The organism is Paenibacillus sp. EC2-1, assembly GCF_049311625.1.
In the GTDB taxonomy this organism is placed as follows: domain Bacteria; phylum Bacillota; class Bacilli; order Paenibacillales; family Paenibacillaceae; genus Paenibacillus_AQ.
This window is the reverse complement of sequence record NZ_CP186006.1, coordinates 5,317,325-5,335,179: the sequence shown is the minus strand read 5'-3', so window position 1 is coordinate 5,335,179 and position 17,855 is coordinate 5,317,325. Positions and strand designations below refer to the sequence as shown.

At 43.1% G+C, this 17,855-nt stretch carries 14 protein-coding genes; 13 read left to right on the top strand and 1 reads right to left on the bottom strand.

The annotated features are described in order from the left end of the window. The first annotated feature begins 46 nt into the window (after nucleotides 1–46). The 4 genes from ACK8P5_RS24985 to ACK8P5_RS24970 all read left to right on the top strand — a co-directional run bounded on the left by ACK8P5_RS24985 (nucleotide 47) and on the right by ACK8P5_RS24970 (nucleotide 8,805). On the top strand, nucleotides 47–3,892 hold the full coding sequence (locus tag ACK8P5_RS24985; RefSeq protein WP_422658870.1) for an endo-beta-N-acetylglucosaminidase: 3,846 nt from the start codon (nucleotides 47–49) through the stop codon (nucleotides 3,890–3,892). 206 nt (nucleotides 3,893–4,098) lie between these two features. Further along, nucleotides 4,099–5,031, top strand: a complete 933-nt coding sequence (locus ACK8P5_RS24980; RefSeq protein WP_422658869.1) for an SMI1/KNR4 family protein — start codon at nucleotides 4,099–4,101, stop codon at nucleotides 5,029–5,031. A 300-nt stretch (nucleotides 5,032–5,331) separates the two neighbouring features. Further along, nucleotides 5,332–8,184 (top strand): cohesin domain-containing protein, encoded by a 2,853-nt coding sequence (locus ACK8P5_RS24975; RefSeq protein WP_422658868.1) that lies wholly within the window; start codon nucleotides 5,332–5,334, stop codon nucleotides 8,182–8,184. 168 nt (nucleotides 8,185–8,352) lie between these two features. Next, nucleotides 8,353–8,805, top strand: coding sequence for an SRPBCC family protein (locus ACK8P5_RS24970; protein WP_422658867.1), 453 nt, complete (start codon nucleotides 8,353–8,355; stop codon nucleotides 8,803–8,805). Nucleotides 8,806–8,887: 82 nt separating this feature from the next. Here the strand turns inward: ACK8P5_RS24970 and ACK8P5_RS24965 are convergent, their stop codons facing one another. After that, complete coding sequence (locus ACK8P5_RS24965) at nucleotides 8,888–9,331, bottom strand: MarR family winged helix-turn-helix transcriptional regulator (RefSeq protein ID WP_422658866.1); 444 nt, start codon at nucleotides 9,329–9,331, stop codon at nucleotides 8,888–8,890. 120 nt (nucleotides 9,332–9,451) lie between these two features. Here ACK8P5_RS24965 and ACK8P5_RS24960 point away from each other — a divergent pair, with 120 nt between their 5' ends. From ACK8P5_RS24960 to ACK8P5_RS24920, 9 genes are all read left to right on the top strand, one after another. After that, nucleotides 9,452–10,039, top strand: coding sequence for an NAD(P)H-dependent oxidoreductase (locus ACK8P5_RS24960; protein WP_422661580.1), 588 nt, complete (start codon nucleotides 9,452–9,454; stop codon nucleotides 10,037–10,039). Between the two features lie 67 nt (nucleotides 10,040–10,106). Continuing rightward, entirely contained in the window at nucleotides 10,107–10,943 is an 837-nt protein-coding gene (locus ACK8P5_RS24955; RefSeq protein ID WP_422658865.1) for a Cof-type HAD-IIB family hydrolase, read from the top strand. A gap of 134 nt (nucleotides 10,944–11,077) precedes the next feature. Further along, entirely contained in the window at nucleotides 11,078–11,374 is a 297-nt protein-coding gene (locus tag ACK8P5_RS24950; protein WP_422658864.1) for a hypothetical protein, read from the top strand. A 133-nt stretch (nucleotides 11,375–11,507) separates the two neighbouring features. Next, nucleotides 11,508–12,203 (top strand): response regulator transcription factor, encoded by a 696-nt coding sequence (locus ACK8P5_RS24945; RefSeq protein WP_422658863.1) that lies wholly within the window; start codon nucleotides 11,508–11,510, stop codon nucleotides 12,201–12,203. Further along, nucleotides 12,203–13,363 (top strand): sensor histidine kinase, encoded by a 1,161-nt coding sequence (locus ACK8P5_RS24940; protein WP_422658862.1) that lies wholly within the window; start codon nucleotides 12,203–12,205, stop codon nucleotides 13,361–13,363. Before ACK8P5_RS24945 ends, ACK8P5_RS24940 begins: the two co-directional genes overlap by 1 nt. Nucleotides 13,364–13,503: 140 nt before the next feature. Then, nucleotides 13,504–14,217, top strand: a complete 714-nt coding sequence (locus ACK8P5_RS24935; RefSeq protein WP_422658861.1) for an ABC transporter ATP-binding protein — start codon at nucleotides 13,504–13,506, stop codon at nucleotides 14,215–14,217. Continuing rightward, entirely contained in the window at nucleotides 14,210–15,808 is a 1,599-nt protein-coding gene (locus ACK8P5_RS24930; RefSeq protein WP_422658860.1) for a hypothetical protein, read from the top strand. The genes ACK8P5_RS24935 and ACK8P5_RS24930 overlap by 8 nt, the downstream gene beginning before the upstream one ends. A 136-nt stretch (nucleotides 15,809–15,944) precedes the next feature. After that, a complete protein-coding gene (locus ACK8P5_RS24925) occupies nucleotides 15,945–16,454 on the top strand; it encodes a DUF4358 domain-containing protein (protein WP_422658859.1) in 510 nt (169 codons plus the stop codon). A gap of 6 nt (nucleotides 16,455–16,460) precedes the next feature. Beyond that, entirely contained in the window at nucleotides 16,461–17,846 is a 1,386-nt protein-coding gene (locus ACK8P5_RS24920) for an MBOAT family O-acyltransferase (protein WP_422658858.1), read from the top strand. Nucleotides 17,847–17,855 lie beyond the last annotated feature (9 nt).

The following is a 17,855-nucleotide window of genomic DNA, read 5'->3' as shown; positions in this document are numbered from 1 at the left end:
GAATCTCTTAATTTCAAGCAGCACATTATGTACGAGGAGGCCTGTAATGGAGACTAGAAATCATCTTTATGTACGTATTTTGTCTTCGGTTATGTTTCTTTCCCTACTTGCTTTTGTGATAACGCCAGGAGCTTACGCTGCAGTGGACGGAGATGGAACAGATGTCGTCAATGAGAATTATGAAGCTCAGCTCAGCTTACAGCCACTCGCTCCGGCTTTCAGGGTGAAGACACTTCTGGAATGGTCACCTGATGATGATCCGGATGCAGAACTAAACCGCTCAAGTGTCCCTCTGAATAAGAATCGGTTCAAAGGGCATCAGGTGAACCCACTTGCTCATCCAGAGGCTGGCATTACTTCCGCTGCGATTACGACATGGAATCATGATGAGGCAAGCTCTGTCGGTGGCAATGAGTTTAATGTGTATGCTTTTGATAATTGGCAACTGCTTGATTCATATATTTACTGGGCTGGAACGAACGAGGGGATTTTCGCAATACCGACACCGGATATTGTGGACGCGGCCCATCGTAATGGTGTGCCTGTCTATGCAACCGTGGGCTTTCCGTGGGGGCCTGGATCTCCAGCAGCTCTTGCTGAAATCGTAGCCTTTACACAGCAGAATACGGACGGTACATTTCCCGTAGCAGACAAAATGATTGAGGTTGCTGAATACTTTGGCTTTGATGGTTATTTCATGAATCAAGAAACATATGGCGTTAACAAAGCTACTGCTGAACGAATGAATGAAATGATGCGCTATGTTAAGCGGAAGTCAGACATTCGATTCGGCTGGTATGACGCCCAAGATAATAACGGAAACGTGTCGCATCAGAATGCGGTTAACAGCAATAACGATATGTATGTGAAGCCAGCGGCAGATGGCAAATATGCGGTGGATGAGTTCTTTATGAACTATAACTGGGGTGTTAATCAGATTAATACAACGGTTGCTACGATGAAGAGTCATAACCGTGATCCCTTTGATGCTTATGCAGGTTTTGAAATTCAACAAAACTCATACAACACGAGAGTGAATACCGGACCGCTTCTGGATGAGAAGAAACAGCCGAAGGTATCCATTGCTCTATATACACCGAACTCGACCATGGGTTTAGCGGCTAACCCTGCTGACTTCCATGAGAAAGAGAAATATTTATGGACAGGACCACAAGGTGATCCAACCCTTGCAGATGACTCTGCGAACTGGAAAGGGATGGCTCGATTTATTACAGATTCGTCTGTAATTGAAGGAATGCCTTTTACAACCAACTTTAATAGTGGGCATGGCAAACAGTATTTTGTGGATGGGAAATTGTCCAGCTCTCAGGAGTGGAATAACCGTTCCGTACAAGATATTATGCCAACATGGCGTTGGTGGGTTCGTAGTGAAGGCAGCCGAATAAATGTATCCTACGACTTTGATCAAGCTTACAACGGAGGAAATTCCCTGAAATTCAGCGGTACATTGAGTCCTAATTCTAAGAATGACACACTGCTCTACAGCACCAAGCTCCAAGTAACAGACCAGACGAAGGTGCAAGTGGTCTATCAGAATCCATCAGGTGCCGATGTTTCTTTAGGCGTGGCGTACAGTCAAGATTATTCACCGGATCAGATGAAGCACTATGTATTGCCTGAGACCGGCCAGGGATGGAAGAAGGCGGTTATTGATCTGGGAGAGGAAGCTGGGCAAACGATTTATGCGCTAAGCCTTAAAATCAGTAACTCGGATAAGTTAGAGAATGCTGCAATTCATTTGGGGCAATTATCGGTGTATCAATCCAAGTCAGCGATCCTATCAGCTCCTAAGGATGTAAAGGTCTCAGAGCAATTGGTGAAGAGCGCACTGAATGCAGAAGCTCGGATTCAATGGTCTGCGCAAAATGAGGTACTGCATTATGAAGTCTATCAAAAGAACGCCGATGGAGTTCCAGCACTCATAGGTGTGACACCTAGTCATTATTTCTATACTTCGAATATATCCAGAACAACGGCCAATGCTTCAGAGGACAATATCACTACGCTCGAAATTGTACCTGTGAACCAGGACTATGTTCGCGGTAATGGGGCGGAGGTTGCTTTTAACTGGGGAATCGATTCAGATGCAAGTGAAGTGGATCATAATCCTCCTTCACCCAATGTCGCGCTCAATGCCAAGATCACCAGTATCTCATTCGAGAACGCAGCAGAACCTGCCTCGAAAGCATTGGATGGAACAGCTACGGGTAACAGTAAATGGGCAGCAACGAATAAAAGTAATGGTTATATGTCAATTGATATTGGCGAGTCCAAAACGATACGCCGCTGGCGGGTAGAGCATGCCGAATACGGCGGAGAAGCAAGCAATATGAACACGATTGATTTCGAACTCTTATACAAGGATGGAACAGGAAACTGGGTGAGTGCCAAGCGAATTAAAGATAATAAAAAAGCAGTAACTGACGTGGTTCTAGATGAACCTATTACGGCTCAGGAATTCAAACTACAAGTGTATAACAGTGGATCATCGCCTTGGGGAGCTATACGTATTTATGAGTGGCAGATGTTCGAAAGTGCTTCACTCCCTAAGACGGAAAATATTATGATGCATTTTGTAACAGCGCAGAACAATACAGGTCCGAAGGATAGGGTTGTTATTGAAGGAGTCCGAAAAGGGCAAACCGTTCGATTATACAAATCTTTGGATACTAAAGAGGTTCTGGCTGAACAGCTGGCCGAGGAAAATGGAGCGATCACATTTGAAGCTCTAGATTTCGGCCCTGAAGCGGGCAGGATTTATTACACCGTTCAAAGTGATGGTCTAGGTGAGAGTCTCAGGTTTAGTAAAGCTTACCTAGCAGAGCTTGTTGTAGAAGCAGGAGAGGTTATCTCACAATCAGGGATGACGGCGGTCGCTACCAGCTCCGAAGAGGGGCATGAACCAGCCAAGGCGCTAGATGGTGATCCAGCCACAACGTGGCATACGACATTAACACCCGCACATTTACCAGAGTCCATTACACTGGACTTAGGTGGAAGCTATGATGTGAACGAATTGAAGTATCTTCCGGGTTCAGAAACGGGTGATGGATTAATTACCAAGTACAATATCTACGTTAGTACCGATGGAGTTAGCTTTACCAAGGTAGATAGCGGAATGTGGGAAGCGGATGGTCAAGAGAAGAATGCTATATTCCAAAAGACAAAGGCAGCTTATTTACGCTTAGAAGCTGTTCAAGGTGTAGGTGGTGTAGCCTCGGCTGCAGAACTAAATGTGTACCATGTGCCGCCTCACAGCGTAGACCGTGCTGAAACTACACTATCTTCTCCAAGTAGTGTTAAGTCAGGTGAGGACTTTACCGTTCAAGTGGGGTTACGTGAGGTGAAAGAAAGTATTTATGCGCTCGATATTCTTATGGATTACGACGCCAATCTGTTGGAGTTTGTATCGGCAGAGCCCATGAAGGAAGGCGTTGGTCTTATTGAGACAGTAAAGGATACCGCTGGCAAGCTTCGATTCATCATGGCGAGCTCAGGCGCATCACATGCAATTGCATCGGATGTCGAGCTGTTAGAGATAACATATAAAGCCAAGACGGTGGAGCAATCGGTTAAGGCATTGGTATCTGTGACGAATACCACGATGGGTGATAACACGGGAGCGGAAACGAAGGCGACTCCATCATCGACTGAGGTTGAGATTACGGCAGATAATATAACTCCGGAACCTTCAGGTGATATAAACCATGACGGTAAGGTAAGCATCGGAGATCTCGCAATGATTGCCGCTAACTATGGCAAGACTTCGGATAGTGCGGATTGGGTACAAATTAAGCATATGGACGTAAACAGCGACGGTAAGATTGATATCTTGGATCTGAGTTTCGTGGCTCGTAAAATTTTAGAATAGAAGAGTGTATTTACGGTAAAGGGCACCCCGGGGGTGTCCTTTACCTGCTTATAGTAGGAGCAAAATGTCTGTATTATGAACACGAATATAGCTTAACCGGCGATTTGTCAGGGCATCATGTGGAGAGTGCCATGCTGGAAATGGTATAATCTCAAAAAGGCTTAAAGCCAGCATTTTGTTAAATGCTCAAGTAGGAGGCAGGAATAATGCGAGATGATCTGTTAGAACAGCTCGATACGTGGCATGAAGAGGATCAGTTTGATGAGATCGTAGATGCAATTATGGAAATTCCAGCAGAGGACCGAGATTATGTGCTGATTAGTCATTTGGGACGAGCACTGAATAATCTCGAGCGCTACGAAGAGGCCGTTGAACAGTTCTTGACCATTGCGGAAGAGGGTAAAGATGATCCGCTTTGGCATTACCGTATAGGATTGGCCTATTACTATCTGGATCAGTATGACGAAGCGCAGCAAGCATTTGAGGCCGCTGATCAATTAGATCCAGGAGATGAGGATACGTTAGAATTTCTGGAGTGGATTGCAAGCAAGAAGGAAGGGGATGCAGAAGAAGATGAGGAAGAAGCAGAAGAATCACGTGAATCTGCTGAAACCGTAGTAAGTGTGCATCCCATTCATTTTGATACAGACTTTGACTTCACGAACTTCTGGGATGATAGTGAACATGCGTTAGAGCATTATGTTTCGAATCCGCCTTCAGATGAGCTGGTTGCTTCTATAGAGGAAGAGCTGGTGTTTAAACTGCCATCTTTCTATGTAAATATGGCTAAAGAGCATAACGGCGGGGTGCCTCACAACAGATGTTTCCCTACAACCAATGCAGTTGAAGGGGCGACGCACATTACGATTTCTGGTATTCATGCTATTGGGCGAGAGAAGCGTCATTCGCTCTGTGGTAAAGAAGGAAGTCGACATGTCATTGAGAATGGTGGGTATCCTGAGATCGGGGTAGTCATCTGTGATTGTCCATCCGAGTCTGCGGTGGTAATGCTTGATTACCGTGAATCTGGAAATGATAGTGAACCCGAAGTGGTTTATGTAGATCAAGCCAATGGTTATACCATTACCAAGCTGGCCCCGAGTTTTGAAGCATTTATTCGTGGACTAGTAAGAGAGTAGTATGTCAATTGATATTTACCGTTATCCAAAGAAAGGCATCCGCTTTTGTAGCGAATGCCTTTCTTTTTTTTGGGGGGGAGCGAATGGTCTAACAACATAGACAATACTACGATTTCTATATCCTAAACTTAGGCTATTAATTATTGTAAGCGATTTCATATTTTGTTATATACGTTACCAAAGATTTATACATACTTGTAAAATCACAAGCTTTATATAATAAAGTCGCACCAAATAAAAGGTGTTCAAACGAAGAGCAAACCATGAAGAGGAGGTGAAGTAACTCGTTGGTCAGCAGAAATGTTTAAAGCAAAAATCCTAATCAAAGGAGAGGTTGTAGTGAAGAACAAGGTTTCCATATTTCTTATTTGTATTATGTTGCTTACTTATATCGTGGATTTATCTCCAAAGGTATCGGCAGAATCATCCACAGATTTGACAAATGTAGCTTTGCAAGCGGTTGCAAGTGCGACGGCAGGGACAAGTCAGAATAAGATTGGCAGTGTTAATGATGGAAATATGACTATAGGATGGGTAAGCAACAATTTTACAATGCCAGCCTATGTAACACTTGATTGGGGGGTGAATCTGGTCACCACGAGTAAAATTTCAATATCCGCCAATTTTGGTCCCAGACAAGGGATAAAGACGATGGACCTTGAATTTTTTGACGGTCAAACCTGGCAGATAGCGAAAGCAGATATTACGCTTTACTGGACGAAAAATGAACAAGCTGCTGAAACATTAGATATTACTTTTCCAGAAATTAAAACGAGTAAGCTTCGTATTAAGGTAAAATCCGCAGCACAGACATGGAGTGGATATGCGATTATGGAATGGCAGGTATGGGGGAAACTTGATTACTCAGCCAGCAGTGTAGCCGGATCTATTACAAGCATTAAGAAGCCAAGCCGAGGTCAGTTGGTGCTTGATCTTCCAGCTGTACCTGAGGGATTCGCTGTTCAGATCCATTCGTCTGACCGGGAAGATATCCTCGCTTTAGATGGAACGATTTCACCTACATCAAGTGACGAGAAAGTTTCCGTTGTGCTCGAAGTCATTAAGCTTGCAGATCAGACCAAAGCTAACACAGTAGCCCTTCAGGTTCTGATACCAGGTAAACCACCTGAGAACTATTCGATTACGTTACCTAAAGAAGATACAACAAGCATTATCAAAAATCCGGCGATGGGTTGGGTATTGTATGTTGAGGAATTTGGCGGTGGCGGAAATACGATGGTCAATATGGATGCACAGACGTATTGGGATACGGTTGATCCGCATATAGATGCTGCGAGTATACTTTATATTCGAGTACCATGGTCTCGGATGGAGCCATCCGAAGGGCAATACGCATGGAATGTGGATGAGAACTATAAAAAGTTAGTGAAAATGGCTCACGACCGCAATATAAAACTTGCTTTCCGCGTTGTCATAGACAGCCAAGATGTACATATGCAGGCGACGCCGCAGTTCGTGTTTGATGCAGGTGCAAGAGGGGTTCCGACCGCTTCTAACACTAACTTCAAGACACCGATTGTCACTGACCTAATTTTCAGAGAGAAATTTGAGAACTTCGTTCGGGCATTTGCAGAGGAATACGATGATCCTAGTATCGTAGATTTTGTTGATGGTGGCGGTATGGGCTACTGGGGTGAAATGTACACCTTTAGTCACAGCATGACGAAGGCAGAGAAAGACAACACGTTTAAATGGATCGTCAACTTATATGCAGATAACTTTAAAAAGGTATTGATTGGCCAACAAGACGCAAGCAGTTTTGATTGGGCATTACAAGATTGGGCTTATGAAGAAAAAGGCTTCATACTTCGTAGAGATAGCTATGGCAGTCCAGTATATTTTGATCAAACGCAAAAAGATCGAATTGTAGCCCGTTTTCCGGCAGTACCGGTATTTGCGGAGAATTGTTATCAGAACTTCGTATCCAGAGCTTCCTCCTGTGATGGTCAGAATAAGCCGATTCGTAACATGTTAACTAGGGTGGTTAACGATGCGCTGTACACGCATGCTAATACTCTGGATTTGAGGCATCCGGAGGATGTCATCGAATTCTCGGTGAATCATCCCGAATTGGTGGAGAAGTTCGCCCTGCAAGGTGGATATCGCTTTGTCTTGAATGAGGCAGTCTATCCAGCCACGCTGAAGCCTGATACGCCCTATAAGATCTATCATTCGTGGAAAAATACGGGTGTAGGTAAATTGCCTAACGATCTGCCGAATTGGGGTCACAAATACAAAGTTGCCTTTGCACTGCTAGATCCAGAAACCCAGCAACCTATATCTATGAGTTTTGATAAGGCAGAACCAGCTGACTGGATCAAAGGTCAAGATTATAGCTACACTGGAGATTTTGAAATCAGCGATGTTCCGGATGGGACATATGATTTGGCTGTGGCGATTGTAGATACCACAAACAACAATAAGCCAGCCATAAAGCTTGCTGTTGAAGATCGGATGACGAGTACCGGTTGGTATGCGCTTGGTGAGGTGAAGACTTCTTCCATCTCTACACCAGCAGAGACGAAATCAACACTGTCTGCTGCCAGCAGTACCGTGCAGTCGGGTAAGGAGTTTCATGTTAACTTCGGAATGCGAGATGTGACACAGCATGTATATGCGCTTGATACCTCAATGGACTATGACGCCAATCTTGTAGAGTTCGTATCTGCAGAGTCAGCGAGGGAAGGCGTCAACCTCGTAGAGTTGGTGAATAATACGCCAGGCAAGCTGCGATTCATCATGGCCAGTACAGGATCGGCCAATGCGATTACATCGGATGTACAGCTGCTGAATCTAGTCTTTAAGGCAAAGACAGTAGAGCAGCCGGTTGAAACTATTTTATCCGTGACGGATATGACGATGGGCGATGATACGGGAGCAGAAACAAAAGGCGCCCCATCTACGATCAACATTCAGATCAGGCCAGAAACAGTACCTCCGGTTAACTCAGGAGATGTTAACAATGACGGTAAGGTGAGTATCGGAGATCTAGCCTTAGTAGCCGCAAATTATGGTAAAAATTCGGCAAGTGCAGATTGGGAACAAGTAAAGCATATGGATCTAGATAAGGACGGCAAGATTGATATCTTAGACCTTAGTTTTGTAGCACGTAAAATCGTGAGTGAACAATAGCTTAATAAAGGAATAAAGGGCACCCTTTTGGGTGTCCTTTATATTTAGTAAATGAAGTAGATTGGTTTGACCTAAGCTTTGGAGCGTTTTTAGCTGCATCGTATCAGAGATCTCGGACAAGGGCACAATTGAAAATATTGGAGCATTGGATATCAGGAGGTCAAGATTTTGAAGCAATGGTCAAGCGAAATTGAGATTAATCGTCCCATTGAGAAGATATGGTTGTACTTGGATGGTCCGCTCGAACAGATGCGAAAGATTATGCCGCAGATGATAGAGAATAAGCCAATTAGGCTTAAGGATGATGTGGTGGGCAGTATTTACCGCCAAAGATACAATGACGGCAAACGTACCAAGGAATATGATGTCCATGTGCTAGAGTATTCCAATCATCCAAATAATAAAAAACTGAAAATTGGATTTACCCTTTCCAATAGCTTTGAGATCACGGCTTTGTATGAGCTACATCGTATAGATGACCAGAAGACTAGGCTTAGATATACGGCAACTCATAAAGCATTGAAGTGGTTATTGAAACTGTTCATGATATTTACAACAGATAAGGTTGTAGTAACTTTTTTGGAAAGGGTAAAAAGAGTCGCTGAGTCTGGGGCGAACTGAAAAAGGGCATTCCCATTACGGGAGTGCCCTTCTGTGCTCAGCGGAAATGCTAGCATATGATATTCGTACTCTTCATCATGACTTACTCTTGATAAAATACCTTGGACTGAAGTAACTGCAGGGCGCGGTTGATCTCCTCCAGTTCTTCTGGGGAGGTATCGCTCAAGCGGCTTAAGAATCGGCTGCCAATCCGCTGAAAGGCTTCGTTCATCATTGCCTGTCCTGCTTCGGAAAGTCGTATGAATTGTTTGCGGCGATCCTCAGCCACATCAAACTTCTCACATAGATTCTTCTCCGTAAGCTTCTTCAGCTCACGACTCGTGTTCGGCATCGATATATGCTTACACTCACTAATCTGACTCAGGGTTACGGGCTGGCTAACCGCAATATACTCCAAAATGCTATATTGAACGGGCGTAATGTCATCTGGTTTAATGTCTTTGGTTAAATCATAAGTCACTTCATGCACAGACGTTATAAAGGTCAAGAATTGCTGGAAATAGGCTTCCTGAGTTTTAGGGTCCACCTGCATCACCTCGTAAAGAAAAGATACCAAACTAATTATCACAACACAATTATCATTTGACAACTAATTCGAGAGGTGATACTTTTTAGTTATCAAATGATAATAAATGAGGTGGCATTAGTGAACGTCTTGGTCATTTATACGCATCCAAATCATCAGAGTTTAAGCTATGCATTTTTGGAACAGGTCATTCGAGGTAGTGGTGAGAATGCTCAGATCAAGGACATCCAGGTGCTTGATTTATATGAAGAGGGCTTTGATCCGGTTCTCGTATTTAACGAAACGAAGCGTAGAAGGGATATGCATAGTGATCCGAGACTCGAGAAGTATCGCCAGCAGCTTCTTAAGGCAGATAAAATCGTGTTCGTATATCCAATCTGGTGGGGGCGCCCTCCAGCTATGCTGCTCGGTTATATCGACCAAATGTTTGCTTCGAATTTTGCCTATAGAGATACAGGCGGGCTTCTACCAGAAGGACTATTGAAAGGAAAGTCTGTTGTCTGTATTTCTGTCATGAAGGGACCCGCGTTCTATCCGCTCTACTGGCTTCATAACGCACACAAGGTTCTCATGCGAAAAGCTCTGTTTCAATATGTAGGCATACGAAAGGTGAAATTCTTCGAATTTGGTAGCATGGAAAGTGCTAAAGGTAGACATGACAAGAAACTGAATCGAGTCTACCAATATTTTAAATCTGTAGCCAGGTAACATGCATAGAGCTAGCAAGTAAGACATGATATAGTAGATGAAAAATGATGTAAAGGGATGCTGGAGAATGAAATATAAAATGATTGTGCTTGATCTCGATGATACACTGCTTCAGGATGATGGAACGATATCTGCGGGCAATAAACAAGCATTGATGGCTGCGCAGGAAGCGGGCGTTAAAGTTGTCTTGGCTTCAGGACGCCCAACTTATGCGATGAGAGCACTAGCGGAAGAGCTGGAGTTGGAGCGCTTTGGAAGTTATATTCTCTCGTTCAACGGGGCGAAGATTATTAACTGGAAGACTCAAGAGGAACCTTTTAGTAGCACATTAACACCTGAAATGGCTCATACTCTATATCACCTGAGTGTAGAGGAAGGTGTATCTGCACTTACTTATGTGGGGGATGAGATTGTAACGGCATCAGCTAACGAGTATACGACAATCGAATCGGACATTACAGGAATGAAGATCGTAGAAGTGGAAAGCTTCGTAGACGCTGTACAGGTGCCTGTTGTTAAAGTGCTGATGGTGGCAGATCCAGAACGCTTAGTTGAAGTCGAGAAGAAGTTGAAAGCGAAAATGGCAGGGCAGCTAAACGTCATGCGTTCGAAGCCCTTCTTCCTCGAATTTACCGAGGATGGTGTTAACAAAGGAACCAGCTTGAACCACCTGATTCAGACACTTGGCATTGAACGCTCTGAGGTTATAGCGATGGGTGACGGGTACAATGATGTTGCGATGATCGAATTCGCCGGTCTAGGCGTTGCCATGGGTAATGCACCTGAGGAGATTAAACAATTAGCTGACTATGTTACGGATACGAATATGAACGACGGGGTAGCTAAGGTGGTTGAGGAGTTTATTTTAAAAGATATGGTTGTGGCAACGCAGTCCTCATATTAAATACATGATTCAAGAAAACGCCTAGCTGGGCGTTTTTTTTTGATCTCATAAAATCTAACCTTGCCCTAACTTTCCGTTCTTTATTATGAAGTCATGGATGTAAGACATAAATCAAACGGCAGGAGGATTTTATGATGAAAAGGAAAAAAACAGTAGTTGGAATTTTAAGTGCATTTATGGTGGTAGGAGCATCCGCTTCTGCATTTGCGGCAAGTGAAGGCACAGGTAACACATTAGATCAGATCTCTGCAAAAGTATCAACTTTTGTAGTGGGCACATCGGACAAGAATTATGAGGGTAAGGAACAGCTGAAGAAAGAAATTTTAGAAGACAACAATCTTTCGGTTGAAATGAAAGTGCTAGAGCCAGGAACTATGCATAACAATATGGATGGGAAAGAGATGTTAACAAAAAAGATTATTGAGGAATAATCAGTCCATGTCTTGCACCATCCTAATAAAGCCACACGATCATGTGTGGCTTTTCGTCGTACAAAGCGAGGCAAAGGCTATATATTAGTAGATGCAGGTCCATCAGTCTAGTCTTTTAGAACAGGAGGTTGTTATGAAAATATTACTCGTAGAAGATGATAATTTGTTAAATGCAGTTATTTCGAAGGGCCTCAGAAAACTTGGATATGCTGTGGATTGTAGCTTTGACGGTGAGGAAGCTTTGAGGTTATATGAAATCAATAGCTATGATTTAATTGTACTTGATTTGAATTTACCCATAATTGATGGGATCGAGGTTCTTAAAACGATTCGCCATCATGACCATGAAATGAAAGTCATTATTCTATCTGCTCGAAGTGAAGTGGAAGATAAAATTATGGGTCTTGATACAGGGGCAAACGATTATATTGTAAAACCATTTGATTTCCTTGAGCTCGAGGCAAGAATCCGTAATTTACTTCGACGTTCATTTGTACAGCAAAGCACTACTCTTACTTGTGGTCTAATTGCAGTTGAGACATCGAAGCGACTGGTTATCGCTAATGATATGCCTGTAGATTTAACAAAGAAAGAATATTCAATACTTGAGTATTTAATGAATCATAAAGATAAGGTTATTAGTATGGAGGAGATCATTGAACATATTTGGGACAGTGAAGCCGATATGTTTTCAAATACATTTAAATTTCATATTCATTCCTTGAAGAAAAAGCTATCCGTCGTGCTAGGTGAAGACGTACCGATCATAAATATTAGAGGACAAGGGTACATGATTTCCTCATCTATGGAGGGAGGGAATTGTCGATAATGAATAAACTTACGCTTCGCATGCGCATTACTGTCCTTGTCGGCCTGATCGTGGTTGCCATTGCGATGCTCTTAACGGCCGCCTCCATTACGGGTGCAAATAATTATTTTGTAGGAAAGGAGCTTCATAAATCTATTGTTAACGATCCAGAAAAGGGTCAACAACTTCATGAAGAAATCATGGGGAATGGTCAGGCTAGCGGATATTTTGAAGGAATATCCGTTGAGATGAAAGTGATAGAGGCGCAGAGAAAGTTTTCAATTCAAAGCATCTTGGTGATGGTCGTTATCGTGATTGTTGGAATTATGGCTACCTATATTATGGTTGGCAGAGCCTTGAAACCTCTCTCGAATTTAAGTGAAACAATTAAAGATATAAGTGAACGGAATTTATCCAAGCGAATTGATGTACCACTCACCAAGGATGAAGTCGGTAGTTTATCAACCTCTTTTAACTCTATGTTGGACAGGTTGGATCGTTCTTTTACAAGACAGAAACGATTTGCTGCCAACGCTGCTCATGAACTAAAAACGCCGCTTGCTACCATCAAAGCATCTGTACAGGTGCTTCACCTTGATGAAAACCCATCCCTTGAAGATTACAAGGCTAATGCTGAGGAAATGCAACAAAGTACCGAACGTTTGATTACGGTTGTAGATGACCTGTTAAAGCTTGCATTGGAGGATCGTACGGATTTTAATGATGATGTTTCGCTCAGGACGATGTTCGAGGATATATCCGATGAATTGGAATCATTAGCAGATAAGAACCAGGTGAAGATAGTAATTCATGATTGTGATTGTAATGTAAAATGCAATAAATCTTTATTGTATAGAGCCATATTTAATTTGGCAGCAAATGCCGTGAAATATAACAAGCAAGGTGGCAGAGTAGATCTGCTCGCGACACAAGAGAATCATTCCGTTGTCATTACAGTACGGGATCAGGGTATCGGTATTTCGGAAGATGAAATTAGTAACATATTTGAACCGTTCTACCGTATAGACAAATCACGATCACGAGAGTTCACGGGTTCAGGTCTGGGGCTTTCGATTGTGAAGACCATAGTCGAAAAACATAACGGTACGATTGATATTCAGAGTGCTGAGGATATTGGAACTGTCGTAAACGTGAGTATCCCTGTCAGAACGGATAGCTAGCTCTTTACCATGACTCGATGCATCTGAATAGATGAGTTCTTAAAGAAATGATACTCTTCCCATTGAACGTTCGGGCTAGGCTAAACGTATTATAGATAATTTTCAAGACGGATACGTTGAAAGGGAAGGGTGAGGGGCAGATGCTTACAATTAAGCATTTTACGAAGAGTTACAAGGGTGGCAAAAAGGCAGTAGACGACTTGAACCTTGTGGTTGAACGAGGGGACATCTACGGCTTTATCGGACATAACGGAGCAGGGAAGACAACGACGATCCGGTCTGTGGTAGGTGTTCTGGATTTTGAGGAAGGCGAGATCGAAATTGACGGCATCTCGATTCGTAAGGATCCCTTAGCCTGTAAGGCGGTAACTGCGTATATCCCCGATAATCCGGATATTTATGAGCATCTGACAGGCATACAATACTTGAACTTTATCGGTGATCTTTACAGTGTATCGAAGGCTAATCGTGAAGCACGTATTCAAAAGTACAGCGACGAATTTCAGATTACACCTCATTTAGGTGATATGATCTCCTCTTATTCCCACGGTATGAAGCAAAAGCTAGCGATCATATCAGCTCTTATTCATAAACCGAAGCTGCTTGTCCTCGATGAGCCTTTTGTCGGTCTCGACCCGAAAGCAGCACATACGTTGAAAGGAATTATGGCAGAGCTGTGCCGAAACGGCAGCGCCATCTTCTTCTCCACGCATGTGCTTGATGTAGCAGAGAAGCTGTGCAATAAAATCGCGATTATTAAAGGCGGGAAATTGATCACCCACGGGAAGACAGAAGATGTCAAAGGTGATCATAGTTTAGAAGATGTATTCCTGGAGCTGATCAACAATGATTAATATATGGAGATTGACGAGAATACAGCTGCTTGCTTCCTTTGGCATAAATAAGGCACTGCATACGCATGATGTGAAGGAAAGACGGAAATGGATGCTGCTGAGTTTCTTAATGCTGCTGAGCATGGTCGTTATTGCAGGGGTCTCATTTAGTTATAGTTATGGTATGGCTATGACATTTGAGCAGATTGGGCGAATGGATCTACTGCTTGCAATTATGATGGCGGCAACCTCCGTTATTGGATTCTTCACTACCATTTATAAGGCAGGCGATGTATTGTTCGGCTTCAAAGACTATGACTTGGTCATGTCGCTGCCTATAAGAACGAGTGATGTTGTAGCAAGCCGCGTTCTCCAGCTTTATGTCATTAATTTATTTTTTAGTTTAATCGTGATGGTTCCAGCAGGTGTAGTGTATGCAATAAAGATAAACCCGGCTGCACTTTACTATCTGTATTTTCTTATAACGCTCGTATTTATTCCTTTAGTCCCGATCATCGGGGCCACCATCATCGGCGCTCTGATCAGCTGGGTCTCCTCTCGATTTAAAGGCAGCCGCATCATCAGCCTTGTGCTCACGTTTGCAGTCATCATTGCCTTTATGATCAGCTCGTTCAGCATGAACGGGAATGAGCAGCTTCTTACGGAACTCGGTACACAACTGGCAGATATGATATTTAAGCTATATCCTCTTACAGCGATGTATGTAGATAGCGTCTGCTCATATCAACTGGATTCGCTCTTGTTATTCATAGCGATTTCGGTGCTTGTCTTTATGCTGTTTACTTACGTGCTAGGGACCCGGTTTAAAGCGATTCATACAGGTCTGACTTCTTCTCATGCAAGCAGGAAGTATCAGATGAAGGAGCTGAGAACCTCATCTCCATTTCTCGCCCTGTACAAGAAAGAGCTTCGTAGATATATAAGCTCTTCTCTATATGTGCTGAATACAAGCATAGGTATGGTGTTACTACTGGTGATGTCGATCGCTTTATTGTTTGTTGGCCCACAGACATTTGAACAATTTCTTGAGATTCCGCAATTATCTGAGTATTTAAATAGATTGGCGCCATTATTTGTCTCCTTATTCATTATCATGAGCTGCACCACGGCATGCTCCATATCCTTGGAGGGAAATCACTTATGGATTTTAAAGAGTTCTCCCGTGTCGAAATCGGACGTTCTGCTTAGTAAAGTTGCGGTCAACCTTACCGTTACCATCCCCATGCTTGTGGTAAGCGGAGTGCTGCTTATTTTCTCACTGGATACGGGATGGTTAGAAAGCTTACTACTGCTTGTGATCCCTGGTATGTATGCTTGTTATTCAGCTTTGGTTGGAGTGCTTGTTAACTTGAAACTGCCTAATCTCACATGGACAAGTGAAGTTACGGCCATTAAACAGAGTGCAGCCGTTATCGTATCGATGTTAGTTAACTTATTAAGTCTGATCATTCCATTTGGATTGTCGATGCTATTCACTGACATGAACGCCAATCTAATACTACTTGTGATTGCAATAGTTATAGGTGTGATAAGCGTCGTGTTGTATCGATATATCCAGAGACATGGGGAAAGGCTGTTTCAGGCCCTTTGACTTAAGGTGCATCGGCATGGCTAACATATCTGTGTAAATTTTGGGAAACCTACAAAGGGTGAAACTTTTTAACTGCCTCACACGTCTCTAATGCTAGAACACAAATAACTATAACTATTCGAGGAGCGTATACACCATGAAGAAAAAACCCTTTGTTCTTATGTTAGCCATTCTGCTTACCCTGGCGCTTAGCGCATGTTCCAGTAACGGCGATAACAGTAACGGCAATAAGGCAGAAGAACCGATTGAACCTACTGTATCTGTAAAAGAAATGGTTGATAAGATGCTTGCAGACATTGAGCAACCTAATTTAATGGAGCTTGATGCAGACGGCGTGAAGCAGCAATACCATGTAGACCTTGGATTGCTTGAGGAATACTCTGTACGAATTCCGATGATGAATGTGAAGTCTAACGAACTTGCCATCTTGAAGGTTAAGGATGCAAAGGATATTAGTGATGTTGAGGAAGCTGTCAAAAAACGTGCAGCAGACGTACAGAAGTCATTCGAACAGTATCTTCCGGACCAATACGAAAATGCCAAGAACTATAAAATTGTTACCAAAGGCAACTACGTGCTATTCGTTATTTCTGATCAGGCTGATGCATTTGTGAAGTCATTCGAACGTTTCTTTGAACAAAAATAATCACCCATGCTATTCAGCAGCCTGTTATTCCTATTCGTATTTTTGCCTTTGGTCCTTGCGCTGTATTACATTTCGCCATGGCGAATTAAGAATCTAATCTTATTCCTAAGCAGCCTCATATTCTATGCGTGGGGAGAGCCTGTATACATTGTAATCATGCTCATCTCCACCATCACGGATTATAGCTTCGGCCTTCTACTTAGTAGGCCGGGGCTAAGTGCTGTTCAGCGAAAATGGATTGTCGTCAGCTCTGTGGTCGTCAATTTGGGGTTATTATCTTATTTTAAATATGCAGATTTTCTCATTGGGAATGTAAATGAACTGCTGGGTACGAATATTCCACTCACGGATTTGCCTCTACCAATCGGGATATCTTTCTATACGTTCCAATCGATGTCTTACATCATTGACGTTTACCGGGGAACCGCTAAAGCGCAGCGAAATTGGATCGATTTCGGTACGTTCGTAGCTCTCTTTCCGCAATTGGTTGCAGGGCCTATCATTCAATACAATTCGATTGCAGAGCAGCTACGCAAGCGTTCGATGAATACGGAGAAATTTGCTCAGGGGGTCCGTCGCTTTACGATTGGACTGGCGAAAAAGGTGCTGCTTGCTAACAATATCGGCCTTCTCTGGGATACGATATCAAATTCGGATATTGGAACGATGCCTGTATTAACAGCTTGGCTTGGCATTATTGCATTTGCATTCCAGATTTATTTCGATTTCAGCGGTTATTCGGATATGGCTATCGGTCTCGGCCTTATGTTCGGGTTCGAGTTCAATGAGAACTTCAATAAGCCCTATATCGCACAGAGCATCACAGACTTCTGGCGTAGATGGCATATATCCCTAAGTAGCTGGTTCCGTGATTATGTCTACATCCCTTTAGGTGGTAATCGAAGAGGGCTTGGGATTCAAATTCGCAATATTCTAGTGGTCTGGATATTGACAGGAATTTGGCATGGGGCAAGCTGGAACTTCATGCTGTGGGGGCTGTACTTTGGTGTCATTCTCATCATCGAAAAATGGTGGGGACTTCGTCTTCTTAGCCGCTTACCGCGCTTCGTAAGACATTTATATGCTATTTTATTGATTCTTATTGGATGGGTGCTCTTTGCATTTGAAGAGCTGTCGAGAGTGCTGAGCTACTTGCAAGCAATGATCGGACTTAACCATCAGCCTTTGCTGGACAGCAGCACTTTATATTTTGTGTATACCAACGCAATCTTGCTTATCGTATTAGTCATTGCATCGATACCAAGGAAGCCTCTCTTGAAGCATGAGTCTCGGCATCTGTTCTCTCTGATCGGATATGGCTTGCTATTCTTCCTGTCCGTAGCCTACTTAGTAGATGCAACATTTAATCCATTTCTATATTTCCGATTCTAAGTAGAGGAG